General features: G+C 67.3%; 13 protein-coding genes. 8 read left to right on the top strand and 5 right to left on the bottom strand.

The genetic code is table 11. The annotated features are described in order from the left end of the window. Nucleotides 1–24 precede the first annotated feature (24 nt). The 3 genes from BN4252_RS09280 to BN4252_RS09270 all read left to right on the top strand — a co-directional run bounded on the left by BN4252_RS09280 (nucleotide 25) and on the right by BN4252_RS09270 (nucleotide 3531). The gene (locus tag BN4252_RS09280) at nucleotides 25–1263 is read left to right on the top strand and encodes a hypothetical protein (protein WP_066529826.1); all 1239 of its coding nucleotides are present in this window, start codon (nucleotides 25–27) and stop codon (nucleotides 1261–1263) included. 67 nt (nucleotides 1264–1330) lie between these two features. Continuing rightward, the gene (locus BN4252_RS09275) at nucleotides 1331–2299 is read left to right on the top strand and encodes a trimeric intracellular cation channel family protein (RefSeq protein ID WP_066529825.1); all 969 of its coding nucleotides are present in this window, start codon (nucleotides 1331–1333) and stop codon (nucleotides 2297–2299) included. Beyond that, on the top strand, nucleotides 2296–3531 hold the full coding sequence (locus BN4252_RS09270) for a D-alanyl-D-alanine carboxypeptidase family protein (protein WP_096877796.1): 1236 nt from the start codon (nucleotides 2296–2298) through the stop codon (nucleotides 3529–3531). The genes BN4252_RS09275 and BN4252_RS09270 overlap by 4 nt, the downstream gene beginning before the upstream one ends. Here the strand turns inward: BN4252_RS09270 and BN4252_RS09265 are convergent. Both BN4252_RS09265 and trpS read right to left on the bottom strand, forming a co-directional pair. Next, nucleotides 3491–4576, bottom strand: coding sequence for a YhjD/YihY/BrkB family envelope integrity protein (locus tag BN4252_RS09265; RefSeq protein ID WP_066529824.1), 1086 nt, complete (start codon nucleotides 4574–4576; stop codon nucleotides 3491–3493). The two genes, BN4252_RS09270 and BN4252_RS09265, sit on opposite strands and share 41 nt — an antisense overlap. Nucleotides 4577–4688: 112 nt before the next feature. Continuing rightward, nucleotides 4689–5723, bottom strand: a complete 1035-nt coding sequence (gene trpS, locus BN4252_RS09260) for a tryptophan--tRNA ligase (protein WP_066529820.1) — start codon at nucleotides 5721–5723, stop codon at nucleotides 4689–4691. A 64-nt stretch (nucleotides 5724–5787) separates the two neighbouring features. Here trpS and BN4252_RS09255 point away from each other — a divergent pair, with 64 nt between their 5' ends. Genes BN4252_RS09255 through BN4252_RS09240 form a run of 4 tightly spaced genes read left to right on the top strand, consistent with a single transcriptional unit; the run spans nucleotide 5788 to nucleotide 8139 of the window. Next, nucleotides 5788–6357, top strand: coding sequence for a CAP domain-containing protein (locus BN4252_RS09255; RefSeq protein ID WP_187370947.1), 570 nt, complete (start codon nucleotides 5788–5790; stop codon nucleotides 6355–6357). A gap of 59 nt (nucleotides 6358–6416) precedes the next feature. Next, nucleotides 6417–6770 (top strand): GntR family transcriptional regulator, encoded by a 354-nt coding sequence (locus tag BN4252_RS09250; RefSeq protein WP_066529814.1) that lies wholly within the window; start codon nucleotides 6417–6419, stop codon nucleotides 6768–6770. After that, nucleotides 6767–7456 (top strand): ATP-binding cassette domain-containing protein, encoded by a 690-nt coding sequence (locus BN4252_RS09245; protein ID WP_066529812.1) that lies wholly within the window; start codon nucleotides 6767–6769, stop codon nucleotides 7454–7456. The genes BN4252_RS09250 and BN4252_RS09245 overlap by 4 nt, the downstream gene beginning before the upstream one ends. Continuing rightward, nucleotides 7453–8139, top strand: a complete 687-nt coding sequence (locus BN4252_RS09240) for a hypothetical protein (protein ID WP_066529811.1) — start codon at nucleotides 7453–7455, stop codon at nucleotides 8137–8139. Before BN4252_RS09245 ends, BN4252_RS09240 begins: the two co-directional genes overlap by 4 nt. Here the strand turns inward: BN4252_RS09240 and bsaP are convergent, their stop codons facing one another. The 3 genes from bsaP to BN4252_RS09225 form a co-directional block, all read right to left on the bottom strand. Further along, the gene (gene bsaP / locus BN4252_RS09235) at nucleotides 8140–8343 is read right to left on the bottom strand and encodes a biotin synthase auxiliary protein BsaP (protein ID WP_066529810.1); all 204 of its coding nucleotides are present in this window, start codon (nucleotides 8341–8343) and stop codon (nucleotides 8140–8142) included. It lies immediately after the preceding gene. Continuing rightward, nucleotides 8343–9392 carry a biotin synthase BioB gene (gene bioB / locus BN4252_RS09230; RefSeq protein ID WP_078056921.1) on the bottom strand — a complete coding sequence of 350 codons (1050 nt, stop codon included), beginning with the start codon at nucleotides 9390–9392 and terminating at the stop codon, nucleotides 8343–8345. The genes bsaP and bioB overlap by 1 nt, the downstream gene beginning before the upstream one ends. Before the next feature lie 69 nt (nucleotides 9393–9461). Continuing rightward, nucleotides 9462–10376: an exodeoxyribonuclease III gene (locus tag BN4252_RS09225; protein ID WP_066529798.1), complete on the bottom strand. Its 915-nt coding sequence runs from the start codon at nucleotides 10374–10376 to the stop codon at nucleotides 9462–9464. Between the two features lie 97 nt (nucleotides 10377–10473). Between BN4252_RS09225 and BN4252_RS09220 the strand changes: the two genes are divergently transcribed. Beyond that, nucleotides 10474–12660, top strand: a complete 2187-nt coding sequence (locus BN4252_RS09220) for an NADP-dependent isocitrate dehydrogenase (RefSeq protein ID WP_066529796.1) — start codon at nucleotides 10474–10476, stop codon at nucleotides 12658–12660. Nucleotides 12661–12843 lie beyond the last annotated feature (183 nt).

Below are 12843 nucleotides of genomic sequence, written 5' to 3'. Positions count from 1 at the left end.
GCGCGTTGAGTACACTCATCGCCCATGAGCACGCGCGCGATCCTCCCCGTCAAACTGTCGCTGACGCAGGGCGACTTCTACACCCTCTGGGCCCCGACCTGGAAGGAGAACGGCGCCGAGTGGCAGGCCTTCTTGGGCGACGACGAATCGGTGCTGGCGTTTAACTCCCCCGCGGAGATGCTGGCGTTCCTGCGCACCACCCCGCGCCATGACCTCGCCTCCCACCCCAAGTGGGCGGACTTCCAGGCGCAGGGTCCCGCGCGGGTGGTGCCGGGCGCGAAGCAGGAGTACGACATCATCGGCGCGCCCGAGTTCCTCGCCGGCCGCCCGAGCCACGAGAACGTGGCGAACCTCTCCCGCGTGTTCCAGCTCTCGCGCTCGCTGGCCGAGGTGGGCAGCGCCGAGACGGCGCAGATCTTCTTCGCCTCCCACTCGGTGTTGGGCAACGTCTCGCGCGGCTCGGACCACTACGCGGGCGAGAACGGCCTGGACGAGTGGTCCGGCGTGGGCCGCGTGGTCCTGGCCAACTGGAAGTCTGTGGTGGAGTCCCTCGACGGTGCCGTGCGCGTGGTGGAGCGCGGCGAGCTGGACGGTGCCGCGGTGCAGGATGCGGAGGCCGCCATCGCCGAGGCGGAGGACGAGCGTACCCGCACCGCTGAGGCCGAACGCGAACAGGCGGCCGCGGCCGCCGCGGCGCAGGACCCGTACGACGCGTCCGCGTGGGCCCGCGCGGGCATCGACCCGGTGAAGATCTCGATCCAGGGCAAAAGCGTCTACACGCTGCGCACCTACCTGGGTACCTCGCCGGTGTTTCTGGGCAAGTACGGGGAGATCTTCACCTTCCCCTCCGCCAAGCACCTGAGCCGCTGGATCCTGGAGAACGACGACCACGATCTCGCTGGCGTGTCCACCTGGCCCGAGCTGATGAACGCCGCGAACGCCGGCGAGCTGCAGGTGGAGGTGCACCCGGACAACGCGTACTCTTTCAACGGCCTCGCGGCGGACATCCGCAAGGGCGTGGACGCGGTGGACGCGAAGCAGATGGCTAAGGCGTACGAGCTGCTGGCGGACGCCGCCGACTGGGCCGGCGACGACTCGCTGAACTCCCTCCTCCTGGCCAACCCGCGGATGCAGGACTACCTCGCCTACATGCTCGGCTCCACCGAGGCCGCCGGCTACGTGCCCACCGCGCCGTTCACCGACAAGGCCGAGGCGTGGACCGAGATGGAGGAGCAGCTGATCAAGCGCTTCTCCAAGTTCTAGCGCGCCCACTCGGCCCGCCCGGGCCCGGCGCGGTGGCGTTCCGCACCACGCCATACAATGCCCACCTATGAGCGTGGACCAGGTCGACCCCCTCATCGGCAGCATCTACCGCTGGCTCGACGTCTCGGGCGTGTTGATGATGGGCATCATCGGCGGGACCATTGCCAGGCAGCGGGGCTACGATATCGTCGGCTTCTTCTTCATCGCCATGCTCTCCGCGCTCGGCGGCGGCATGTTGCGTGACGTCCTGATCAACCAGGGCACCGTCGCCGCGATGCACGAGCCCGAGTACCTCATCCTGGCGTTCACGGGTGCCATCATCGCCCGCTTCACCTACTTCAAGGGCAAGACGTGGGAGTTCGTGCAGTCGCACGGCGACGCGGTGGTGTCCGCCATGTGGGCCGCCACGGGCGCGACGAAGGCCATCGCCTACAACCTGCCGTTTCTTCCGTGCATCATGATGGGTGTGTTCACCGCCACCGGCGGGGGCATGATCCGGGACGTGGTCACGGGCCGTGAGCCTACGGTGTTCGGCGGCAACACCCCCACGGTGATCCCGGCGGTGGCGTGCGCGGCGGCGGTGCTTGTGGGGGATGCCACCGGCCACCTCCCAGCCGCGATGATCATCGGGCCGCTGCTCAGTTTCGGGCTGTTCCTGGTGGGCTATTACGGCGAGTGGCGGATTTCCACCAACCAGGATTTCGCGCCGGTGAACCACACCGCGGCGCACATCGGGCACCTGGCCAAGAGGGCGGAGGGCCGCTCGCGGGCGGTGGCGCGGGGCATCGAGCCGAAGCGGCTGCGTTCCTGGCGGCACCGCCAGATGGAGAAGGCGCTGGAGCGCAAGATCGCGTCCGAGGTGCGCCGTGGCAAGCGCCGCCAGGCCGCCGTGATCGAGGCGGAGGAGATCAGGGAGGAGCTTGGTGTGCAGGATGCGTCGACAAGCGAAATGCTCGATATGATTTTGCGCGATGACACGCTCGCCGACGAGCTGATTGACCGGCTCTACGAGCAGAAAGAGGAGGATCGCCAGTGAAGGTAGCAGCCGCGGCGCTCGCAGTAGCCCTTGCTCAGGGGCCTTTGCTTACCGACGCCCCCGTCACGCCAACCACCGGCTACACCGACGACAACGGCGCCTGGGTGCCGCCGAGCCGCGACCGCGCCCCCGACACCGACGCGTGCCCCCGCTCGCTGACGCCGCCGGAGCCCGTCTCCACCTCGGGGCGCGACGCCCCCGGCGACACGCCCCCACCCCTGCCGCAGCGCTACGACGGCCCGTGCGGCGTGAGCGCCCCGGCCGGCTTCCACGTGGACCCGGGCGTGGTGGCTTCCGCCTGGGCCGTGGTGGACATCGACTCCGGCGAGGTGGTGGCCATGAAGGACCCGCACGGGCGCTACCGGCCCGCCTCCCTGATCAAGGTACTGCTCGCCATGGTGGTCATCGAGGAGCTGGACATGGACGCGCCGGTGCCAGTCTCCGCGGAGTCGGCCGGGCAGGAGGGCTCCGCCGCCGGTATCGGCCCCGGCGGCGCCTACACCGTGCGCGACCTGCTGCACGGGCTGCTGCTGGCCTCCGGAAACGACTGCGCCCACGCGCTGGCCCAGGCCCTGGGCGGCGACAACATCGCGCTGTTGAAGGTCAACCAGCTGGCGCAAAACCTGGGCATGCATGACACGCGGGTGACCACGTACTCCGGCCTCGACTCGCCGGGCATGACCACCTCCGCGTGGGACATGGCGCTGGCGTACCGCGCGGCGTTCCAAAACCCCGTCTTCGCGGACGCCGTGGACACGGAGCACTACCCCTTCCCCGGCTTCGACGACCTCCCCGGCTTCGAGCTGTGGAACGACAACAAGCTGTACCTCAACGACCCGGAGGGCATCGGGGGCAAAACCGGCTACACCGACGACGCGAACCACACCTTCGCCGGGGCCGTCAACCACGGCGGGCGGCGCCTACTCGCCGTGGTGCTGGACACCACCGCCTGGGACCTGCGCCCGTGGGAGCAGGCGCAGCGGCTGCTGCAGGCGGCGTACCCCATCCCGCCCGGGGGTGGCGTGGGCAACTTGGGGGATGGGGAAAAGGGGGCGTCGACAAGCGAGGCCCCGATCCCCACCCCCACCGCGGTACCTGAAAATGACAGCGCGCCCGCGGGTGGGCGGGCGCGCTGGGTGGGCATCGGCGCGGTGGCTGCGGTGGCGGTGGCGGCCGCCGCGGGCACCGCGATCAGTCTCGCGTCACCAACGAGGCGATCCCGGCGCCGATAGCGCCGAGCGCGGCCCCGACACCCGCGGCCGCGCCGGTGTTGTGCTGCTTGCCGGCCGCGCCCGCGCGCACGTTGATCACGGCGGGCGGCGGCACCTCGGCCGGTGCCTGCTTCAGAGATTCCTCGGTCGTGGCCGTCCAGGCCGAAACGTAGAGCACCACGCGCCACACCAGGTAGAGCACCACCATCAGCGCGATGATCGGGCCGAAGATCGCGCCCGCCGGGTTGCCGGTGGCGGAGCTGATGATCAACGTGGCGAACTGCTTGAGCAGCTCGAACACCACGGCACCCAGCAGCGCGCCCTTCAGGCCGGATTTCACCGGCACCTTCGTGCGCGGCATGTACATGACCATCCACACCATCACAATGAAATTGGCCAGGATGCCCACGGTGATGCCCACCAGCCAGACCAAGAAGCTGGCGCCGGGGAAATCGCCCACGCCGAAGTACTCCATCACATCGCGCGTGTAGCCGGAGGAGCCGATCGCGGTCACGCCGAATGCCACGATGAACAGCAGGATCAACACGATCAGGCCGACTAGGTCGCGCAACTTCTTCACCACGAAGTTGCCGCCCTCGTTCGCGTCGAGGCCCCACATTTGCGAGATGCCCGTGCGCAGCTGGTTCATCCAGTTCAGGCCGGACCACAGGGTGGTCAACAGGCCCACGCCGGCAACGGCGCCGCGCTGGGCGATTGCCGCCTCCAGCACCCTGTTCACCAGATCCCCCAGCTCACCGTCCATGTTCTGGGTGATCTGGTCCTGGATTTCGTGCATCAGGTCCGGGCGGGCGTTGAGGAAGAAACCGGCGCCTGCGAACAGCAGCATCAGCAGGGGAAACAGCGCCAGCACCGAGAAGTAGGTGATGCCGGCGGCGGACTGGTTGCCGCCCTCGGCCCCGAAGCGGTTCTGCATCCGCATCAGGTGGCCCACCTCGGGCACCTTCTGCTCGATCTGGTCGACGGCGCCCTGCTTCTGCTGCTTGGTGGCCCGCTCGATCCCTAGATCGTCGGTGTACGCCTTGCGCGGCGATGTCGATGTTGCCATCGGCGTCCCTTCCCTCTGATGTTCCCTCTGCTGTTCTGCGTAAGTGGTGTGCACCCCGCCCCGGGTTCAGGGCGGGGCGTGCCAGCAATACATCGTAGAGGAGCGCCGCGGGTTAGCGCTTGGGGGCCAAAAAACCGATCTTGTCGTACACGCCGGCGAGTAACGGCTCCGCCACCTCGCGGGCGCGCTCGGCGCCGCGGGCGAGGATGGACTCGAGCTCGCCGCGGTCCGCCATCAGCTCGTCGTAGCGGGCGCGCAGCGGGGTGGTGAACGCCTCGAGCGCGTCGGCCGTGTCCACTTTCAGTGCGCCGTAGCCCTGGCCCTCGTAGCCGGCCACGATCTCCTCAACCGGGCGGCCGGTGAGCGCCGACTGGATCACCAGCAGGTTGGACACGCCCGGCTTGTTCTCTTTGTCGTACGCGATCACCCCGTCCGCGTCGGTGACAGCAGAGCGGATGCGCTTGGCGGAGGTCTTCGGCTCATCCAGCAGGTTGATGATGCCCTTCGGGTTCGCGCCCGACTTGCTCATCTTCGACGTCGGCTCCTGCAGGTCGTAGATCTTGGCCGCGCCCTCCGGGATGAAGCCCTCCGGCACCACGAAGGTCTCACCGTACTTCGCGTTGAAGCGCTCCGCCAAGTTGCGGGTGAGCTCCAGGTGCTGGCGTTGGTCCTCGCCCACCGGCACGAGCTGCGGCGAGTAGAGCAGGATGTCCGCGGCCATAAGCATGGGGTAGGTGAACAGGCCCACGGAGGTGCGGTCCTGGCCCTGCTTCGCGCTTTTGTCCTTGAACTGGGTCATGCGGCTGGCCTCGCCGAAGCCGGTGAGGCACTGCAGAATCCAGGTCAGCTCCGCGTGTGCCGGCAGGTGGGACTGCACAAACAGCGTGGACTTGTCCGGGTCGATGCCCAGCGCGATCAGCTGCGCGCAGCCAGCAACGGTGCGCTCGCGCAGTTCCTCCGGGTTCTGCTCCACGGTGATGGCGTGCAGGTCCGGGATGAAGTAGAACGCCTCGTAGCTGTCCTGCAGGTCAATCCACTGCTTCAGCGCACCGAGGTAGTTTCCCAGGTGGTAGGAATCGGCGGTGGGCTGGATGCCGGAAAGCACGCGCTGCTTACCAGCGGGAGTTTGGGGGGTGGTTGCAGACATGTGCCTTAGCTTATCGGGTGCGCACCGCGCGGGACCGCGGGGCGACGCGATATTCTTGCTGCCTATGAAGCACCGTTTGCTGCCCGCCGCCCTCGCCGCCGCCGTGACCTGCGCCGTGCCCGCGCCCGCGGAGGCACTCCAGATCGCCCTGCCGGCCATGCCGGCCCTGCCGAACCCGCAGGTCCTCATCGACCAGTACGCGCGCTACACCCAGCAGCTTTCGAGCCAGGTGGCGCTGCCGGGGATCGCGCCCGCGGCGTCCCCGGCCGTGGATCAGCAATCGCTTGTCGACGCAACCAACCGCTACCGCGCCGCCCACGGACTGCGTCCCGTGCAGGCCATGCCCCAGCTCAACAGCGTCGCCCAGAGCTGGGCCGATACCCTCGCGCGCGAGGGGCAGCCGCGCCACCGCCCCGACATCCCCGCGGTGTACCCGGCGGGGTGGCGCTCCGCCAAGGAGAACGTGATCGCCACCAGCCCCGCCAAAAGCGCGGACGAGCTGGTGGCAACGTGGGCGGCCTCGCCGGGCCACAACGCGAACCTGCTGGACCCGAACGTCACCCACATCGGCGTAGGCATCGCCGTGGCGCCCAACGGCACCCAGTACGCGGTGGAGAACTTCGCCGCGTACTAGCGAGGCATTTTCAGCGCTGCCCTTGACGGCAGCGCTTTTCTAGTTCTATGGTTACCCACATGAGTGGTAAACCAATATACCAGGCGATTGCGGACGAGCTCCGCGACATGATCGGTTCCGGCGCTCTCGCCCCCGGCGACCGGGTGCCGTCCACCAATGAGCTCTCCGCCTACCACTCCGTCAACCCGACCACCTCAGCCAAGGCGCTCACCGAACTCTTCAACGAAGGGCTTCTGGAAAAGCGGCGCGGCCTCGGCATGTTTGTGCTGGATACGGCTCGCGAGCAGGTGCTTTCCACCCGTCGTGAAGCGTTTGCCCGCGACTTCGTCGAGCCCTTCGTCCACGCAGCCGACCAGCTCGGCTTCACCACCGCAGAACTGACTGACATGATCACCAAGGAGCGCAACCGATGAATTTGGAACCCGGTTTCTACGCCCTCGTCGGGCCGAACGCGGCGGGCAAGACGCATTACCTCCACTCGATGATGGGCCCGGGCGCGGCCCTGGTGCCCGCTGGCCCAGACGCGAACTTCGCGGGCACCACGGTCGCCGACCACCTCCGCGCCGTCCGCACCGCACGGCCGCTACAGGAGCTGGATATCGCCGATGCCCGCCTGAAGAACCTCTCCGTCGGGCAGCGAAGACTGCTGACCCTCGAGGTCGCGCTCGCCACCGCAGCGCCGCTACTGCTTCTCGACGAACCCCTTGACGGCATCGACGTTGCCACCCGCAAACAGGCCCGCCAGCGTCTCATCGACTACATCGCTGAGGATCCGGAGCGCACCGTGGTGATGGCGTCGCACCGGCCCGAGGATTTCGCCGGCCTAGCCACCCACGTCATCCAGGTGTTCGACCGCGAAGTATCCCGCCCCGTCGCGCTCGACGACGCGCGCCTGTGCTTTCCGACGGTCACCGGCCCCGCCGCCGAGATCGCAGAACTGGCCGCACGCTTCCCCGTCGCGGAAACCGCGAGCCTCGGGCCGACGACCCGTGCGACGTTCGCCGAACCCATCAGCGATGGGGAGTGTCATCTGCCCGTCTCCTACCCCACCGACGCGGAACTTATCGACCTGCTCGCCACCGAAAGGATCGCACGATGAAACTCTTCCTTAGCCCCTTCAAACCCGCTGTGTACCTGGGCGGCTTCCTCTTGCTGTGCATCGCCATACCCCTGGGCCGTTTCGAATTCGGCGACGGCGGTCTGTGGACCATGCTGGGCGCCGCCGTCCTCGCCATTTTCTTTGCAGTTGGCGGCAAGAACTGGGCGGCGATGAACCAGTTGGGCACCAGTTTCAACCGGTGGATGAATTCTGCCGCGCTCACCGCACTCGTCTCCTCAACAGTGGTGGCTCCGCTGACCGCAGCGTCGGCAGTGTTTCACCAGTCGCGCAGTCCGTACTACTGGTGGTACGACCCGTTCCTGGTCACCAATGGCGAGCCGATGCCCTGGATCGACGGCAACGGCGATCCCTACCTCATTGATGGCGCCGCGCAGGATGCTTCCTCAATGGCATTGACCGTTCTACTGCACTTCGCGGTGTTTTTCACTATGGCGTTCATCGGCCTGGCGATCGGTCTCGCGCAGGGCACCCGCATGATCTGGCTCATGGTTGGTGCTGTGTTCGCTGGCAGTTTCCTCGGCGGCGTTACTGCCGCCCTTACTGAGGATCCACTCAATCCGTTCCGCCCAAACGTTTACGTCGTCGCGATTGCCGTTGCCGCGATCTTCACCCTCGCGGCATGCTCGGTGGTCTTCACCCGCACGCGAAAGTTCGTGCGCTAGCTACCGTTCCAGCCACTCCGAGCGCAGGATTCCGTGGCGCGAGCACGCGGCTTCCCACGCCATGGGGCTAATTTTCACCACCATGCGACGCTGGCAGATCGGGCAGATACGCGGCGCGTCGTACGGCCGCTCGGGGTTGAGCGGCCACTTGATCTCCCCGGAGAGGACCGCGTCCGCCAACTCCGTAGAATCTGGGATCTTCACTACAGCGACTTCAGCGTGTCGTAGAGAGCGCCGTGGCCGGAGTTCTGCTTCTGGCCCACCGGGGTGATGGAGAGGTTCAAGTTGGCGTCCATCACGCGGTCGACCGCGTCACGGTCCTTCTCCATCGGGCGGCCGAAGGTGGTCAGGTAGTTGCCGCCGATGATGGCGTTGGCGCCGCCGAGCAGGCCCTGCTCCGTGCCGTCGTCGCCAAGCGCGAGCTCGGTGCCGCCGGCGAACCGCAGCTGGGTGGACGGCATGGCCAAGCGGAACGCCGCCACTGCGCGCAGCGCCTCGCCCTGCGGCACCAGCGGTCGGTCCGCGAACGGGGTGCCCGGGCGCGGGTCAAGGAAGTTCATCGGCACCTCGTGCGGGGTGATCTCGGCGAGCTGGGCCGCAAACTCCGCGCGCTGCTCGAGCGTCTCGCCCAGGCCGATGATGCCGCCGCAGCAGGTCTCCATACCCTCCGCCAGCACGTTCTCCAGGGTGTCTTTGCGCTCCTGCCAGGTGTGGGTGGTCACCACGTTGGGGAAGAAGGACTTGGCCGTCTCGAAGTTGTGGTTGTAGCGCGTCACGCCCATTTCGGCGAGGCGGTGCGCCTGCTCGCGGGTGAGGATGCCCAGGGAGGCGGAGATGGAGATGTCCACCTCGTCCTGGATCGCGGTGACTGCCTCTGCAACCTGGTCGAGCAGCGCGTCGGTCGGACCCTTCACGGCGGCGACGATGCAGAACTCGCTCGCGCCCATCTTCTCGGATTGCTTGGCTGCCTCAACCAGCTCGCTGATGTCCAGCGTCACGGCGCGCACCGGCGATTCGAAGAGGCCGGACTGGGAGCAGAAGCTGCAGTCCTCGGGGCAGCCGCCGGTCTTCAGCGAGATAATGCCCTCCAGCGAGACGTCCACGCCGCAGTGCTTGATGCGCACCTGGTGCGCGAGGTCGAGCAGTTCCTGGAGGCGGTCGTCTTCGATCTGCAGGACCTGCAGAATTTCGTCCTGGTTCAAGCCTTCGCCACGCTCGAGGCACTTCTCGCGGGCGATGTCGAGGATGTCAATAGTCGCGGTCATGCGAGAGAGTGTAGCGGGGAACTTGAACGGCGTTCAGGAAAACGGCTGACGATTTCCCTAGCGGTACTCCACCACTACCGGCGAGTGATCCGACCAGCGCGTTTCCACCGACGGCGCCCGGTCCACCCACACCCGCTCGGCGCGCTCGAGCATGTTCGCGGTGGCCGCCTGCAGGTCGATGCGCCAGCCGGCGTCGTTGTTGAACGCCTGCCCGCGGAACGTCCACCAGGTGTAGCCCGCGGTTTCCGGCTCGAGGCGCCGGTGCACGTCGAACCATTTCGGAGCTTCAGTTGCTTGCCGACGCCCCGTTTCCGCGTACTCCACCGCCCCAGCCCAGCCAGGCTCACCCTTCAACTCCGCATCCTGCGGCTGCGCATCCGGGAAGGAGCCGAAGACGGCGTCCATGAACGCCCGCTCCTGCGGCAGGAAGCCGGCCTTCTTGTGGTTGCCCCGCCAGTTCTTCAGGTCCTCGCGGCGGTGGCAAATGTTCCAGTCCCCGCCGATGACCATGTCCGGGTACTCCTCGGCCCACTGCGCTATCAGGGGCTCGAACTGGTCCAGGAAGCGGTACTTCTCGTCCTGTTTCGGTGTGCCGGCCGAGCCGGAGGGCAGGTAGAGGGACGCGACGCGGGTGCCGTCGACAAGCGATGCGGCGATGAAGCGTCCACTGTCTTCGAAGGAGGGGATGCCTATGGAGACGTCGTGAAGCGGGGTGCGCGAGAGGATGCCAACCCCGGCCCGGCCCTTCGCGCCCGGTGCCTCCGCGGGGGCGACCGCGAGCTGCCACCCGCGCTCCAGCGCCGGGGCCAGGGCCGCGCGCGCCTGCTGCTCGCTCGCCCGGACCTCCTGCATCAGCACCACGTCCGCGGGCGTTTCCGCGAGCCAGGCAAGCATGCCCATGTTGTCCTCGTTGCGCACCTTGGTGGCGGCGCGGATGCCGTTGACGTTGACCGACGCGATGGTGAGTGTCATGCGCCCCGACCTTACAGGTGCCCTAAAACCGAACGCCCGGTATGTAATGCCGGTACGCTAGAGGGTTGAAATCGCAGACCGTATATAGAGGAGCACCATGTCTAAGATCATTTGGACCCGCACCGACGAGGCGCCGCTGCTGGCGACGTACTCCCTCAAGCCGATCGTGGAGGCGTTCGCCTCCCGCGCCGGCATCGACGTGGACACCGCGGACATCTCCCTGGCGGGCCGCATCCTGGCCCAGTTCCCGGACCGCCTCGGCGACAAGCAGGTGGACGACGCGCTGGCGCAGCTCGGCGAGCTGGCCAAGACGCCGGACGCGAACATCATCAAGCTGCCCAACATCTCCGCCTCCCTGGTGCAGCTGAAGAAGGCGATCGCCGAGCTGCAGGCCGCCGGCTTCGACATCCCGGATTACGAGGACGCGCAGGAGAAGTACGACGCGGTGAAGGGCTCCGCCGTCAACCCGGTCCTGCGCGAGGGCAACTCCGACCGCCGCGCGCCGGAGGCCGTGAAGAACTACACCAAGAAGCACCCGCACCGCATGGGCGCTTGGTCCGCCGATTCCAAGACCAACGTAGCCACCATGGACGCCGGCGACTTCCGCCACAACGAGAAGTCCGTGATCATGCCCGCCGCGGACACCCTGACCATCAAGCTGGTCGGCGCCGACGGCTCCGAGCAGGTGCTCAAGGACGGCCTGAAGGTGGAGGCCGGCGAGGTCATCGACGCAACCTACATGTCCGCCAGGGCACTGGATGCGTTCCTGGCCGGCGCCGTCGAGCGCGCCAAGGAAGAGGGCGTGCTCTTCTCCGCGCACCTGAAGGCCACCATGATGAAGGTTTCCGACCCGATCATCTTCGGCCACGTGGTGCGCGCCTACTTCAAGGACGTCTACGACAAATACGGCGAGGAGCTCCTCGCCGCCGGCCTCGACGGCGAGAACGGCCTCGGCGCGATCTACGACGGCCTGTCCTCCCTAGAGGACGGCGCCGAGATCAAGGCCGCGTTTGAGCAGGTGCTTGCCGACGGCCCCTCGCTGGCCATGGTCAACTCGGACAAGGGCATCACCAACCTGCACGTGCCCTCCGACGTGATCATCGACGCCTCGATGCCGGCCATGATCCGCACCTCCGGCCACATGTGGAACGCGGCCGGCGAGGAGCAGGACACCCTGGCCGTCATCCCGGACTCCTCCTACGCCGGCGTGTACCAGGCCGTGATCGACGACTGCCGCGAACACGGCGCCTTCGACCCCACCACCATGGGCACCGTGCCGAACGTGGGCCTGATGGCCAAGAAGGCCGAGGAGTACGGCTCCCACGACAAGACCTTCAAGATCCCGGCAGACGGCACCGTGCAGGTTGTCAACGCCGCCGGCGATGTGCTGCTTGAGCACCAGGTGGAGGCCGGCGACATTTGGCGCGCCTGCCAGACCAAGGACGCCCCGATCCAGGACTGGGTCAAGCTGGCCGTCAACCGCGCCCGCCTCTCCGGCATGAAGACCATCTTCTGGCTGGATGAGGAGCGCGCGCACGACCGCAACCTGATCCAGCTGGTGGAGAAGTACCTGGCAGATCACGACACCGAGGGCCTGGACATCTCCATCGCCTCCCCCGTCGAGGCCACCAAGACCTCCGTGGAGCGCATCCGCCGCGGCGAGGACACCATCTCCGTGACCGGCAACGTCCTGCGTGACTACAACACGGACCTGTTCCCGATCCTCGAGCTGGGCACCTCTGCGAAGATGCTCTCCGTGGTCCCGCTCATGGCCGGCGGTGGCCTGTTCGAGACCGGTGCCGGCGGCTCCGCCCCGAAGCACGTCCAGCAGGTTGAGGAGGAGAACCACCTGCGCTGGGACTCCCTCGGCGAGTACCTCGCCCTGGCCGAGTCCTTCCGCCACGAGAAGAACACGAACGGCAACGCCCGCGCCGGTGTGCTTGCCGACGCCCTGGACAAGGCCACCGAGAAGCTGCTCGACGAGGGCAAGTCCCCGTCCCGCAAGGTCGGCGAGATCGACGACCGCGGCTCGCACTTCTGGCTCACCCTCTTCTGGGCCGAGGCGCTGGCCGCCCAGACCGAGGACGCCGAGCTGGCTTCCGAGTTCCAGCCGATCGCAGCGAAGCTTCGCGAGAACGCCGAGCAGATCAACGCCGAGCTACTTGACGCCCAGGGCCAGCCCGCCGACCTCGGCGGCTACTACTGGCCGGACGAGGAGAAGACCACCGCGGTCATGCGCCCGTCCGAGACCTTCAACAAGATCATCGACGCACTGGAGAAGTAATCCACTAGGTTGATTATCCGGGCCACTGGTTCGGGCTGTCGATACTGTTTAGCCGGCTGGCCCGGGGTGCACACCCCGGGCCAGCCGGTTTCGGTCCATCCGAAGCAATCTCGCAAAGCTGCCGTTATGTTGTAATCCGCCCCAATAAAAAGGCATGGCTTCCCAGCTATATTCTTCCGCCAC

It is taken from the genome of Corynebacterium bouchesdurhonense, from assembly GCF_900078305.2.
GTDB lineage: Bacteria > Actinomycetota > Actinomycetes > Mycobacteriales > Mycobacteriaceae > Corynebacterium > Corynebacterium bouchesdurhonense.
This window is presented reverse-complemented; position numbering and strand designations above follow the sequence as displayed.

What these genes read in the sequence shown, in the direction of transcription:
- BN4252_RS09280 (WP_066529826.1), top strand. Translation starts at nt 25, where the DNA reads ATGAGCACGCGCGCGATCCTCCCCGTCAAACTGTCGCTGACGCAGGGC.
- BN4252_RS09275 (WP_066529825.1), top strand. Translation starts at nt 1,331, where the DNA reads ATGAGCGTGGACCAGGTCGACCCCCTCATCGGCAGCATCTACCGCTGG.
- BN4252_RS09265 (WP_066529824.1), bottom strand. Translation starts at nt 4,576, where the DNA reads ATGGCAACATCGACATCGCCGCGCAAGGCGTACACCGACGATCTAGGG.
- trpS (WP_066529820.1), bottom strand. Translation starts at nt 5,723, where the DNA reads ATGTCTGCAACCACCCCCCAAACTCCCGCTGGTAAGCAGCGCGTGCTT.
- BN4252_RS09255 (WP_187370947.1), top strand. Translation starts at nt 5,788, where the DNA reads ATGAAGCACCGTTTGCTGCCCGCCGCCCTCGCCGCCGCCGTGACCTGC.
- BN4252_RS09250 (WP_066529814.1), top strand. Translation starts at nt 6,417, where the DNA reads ATGAGTGGTAAACCAATATACCAGGCGATTGCGGACGAGCTCCGCGAC.
- BN4252_RS09245 (WP_066529812.1), top strand. Translation starts at nt 6,767, where the DNA reads ATGAATTTGGAACCCGGTTTCTACGCCCTCGTCGGGCCGAACGCGGCG.
- BN4252_RS09240 (WP_066529811.1), top strand. Translation starts at nt 7,453, where the DNA reads ATGAAACTCTTCCTTAGCCCCTTCAAACCCGCTGTGTACCTGGGCGGC.
- BN4252_RS09225 (WP_066529798.1), bottom strand. Translation starts at nt 10,376, where the DNA reads ATGACACTCACCATCGCGTCGGTCAACGTCAACGGCATCCGCGCCGCC.
- BN4252_RS09220 (WP_066529796.1), top strand. Translation starts at nt 10,474, where the DNA reads ATGTCTAAGATCATTTGGACCCGCACCGACGAGGCGCCGCTGCTGGCG.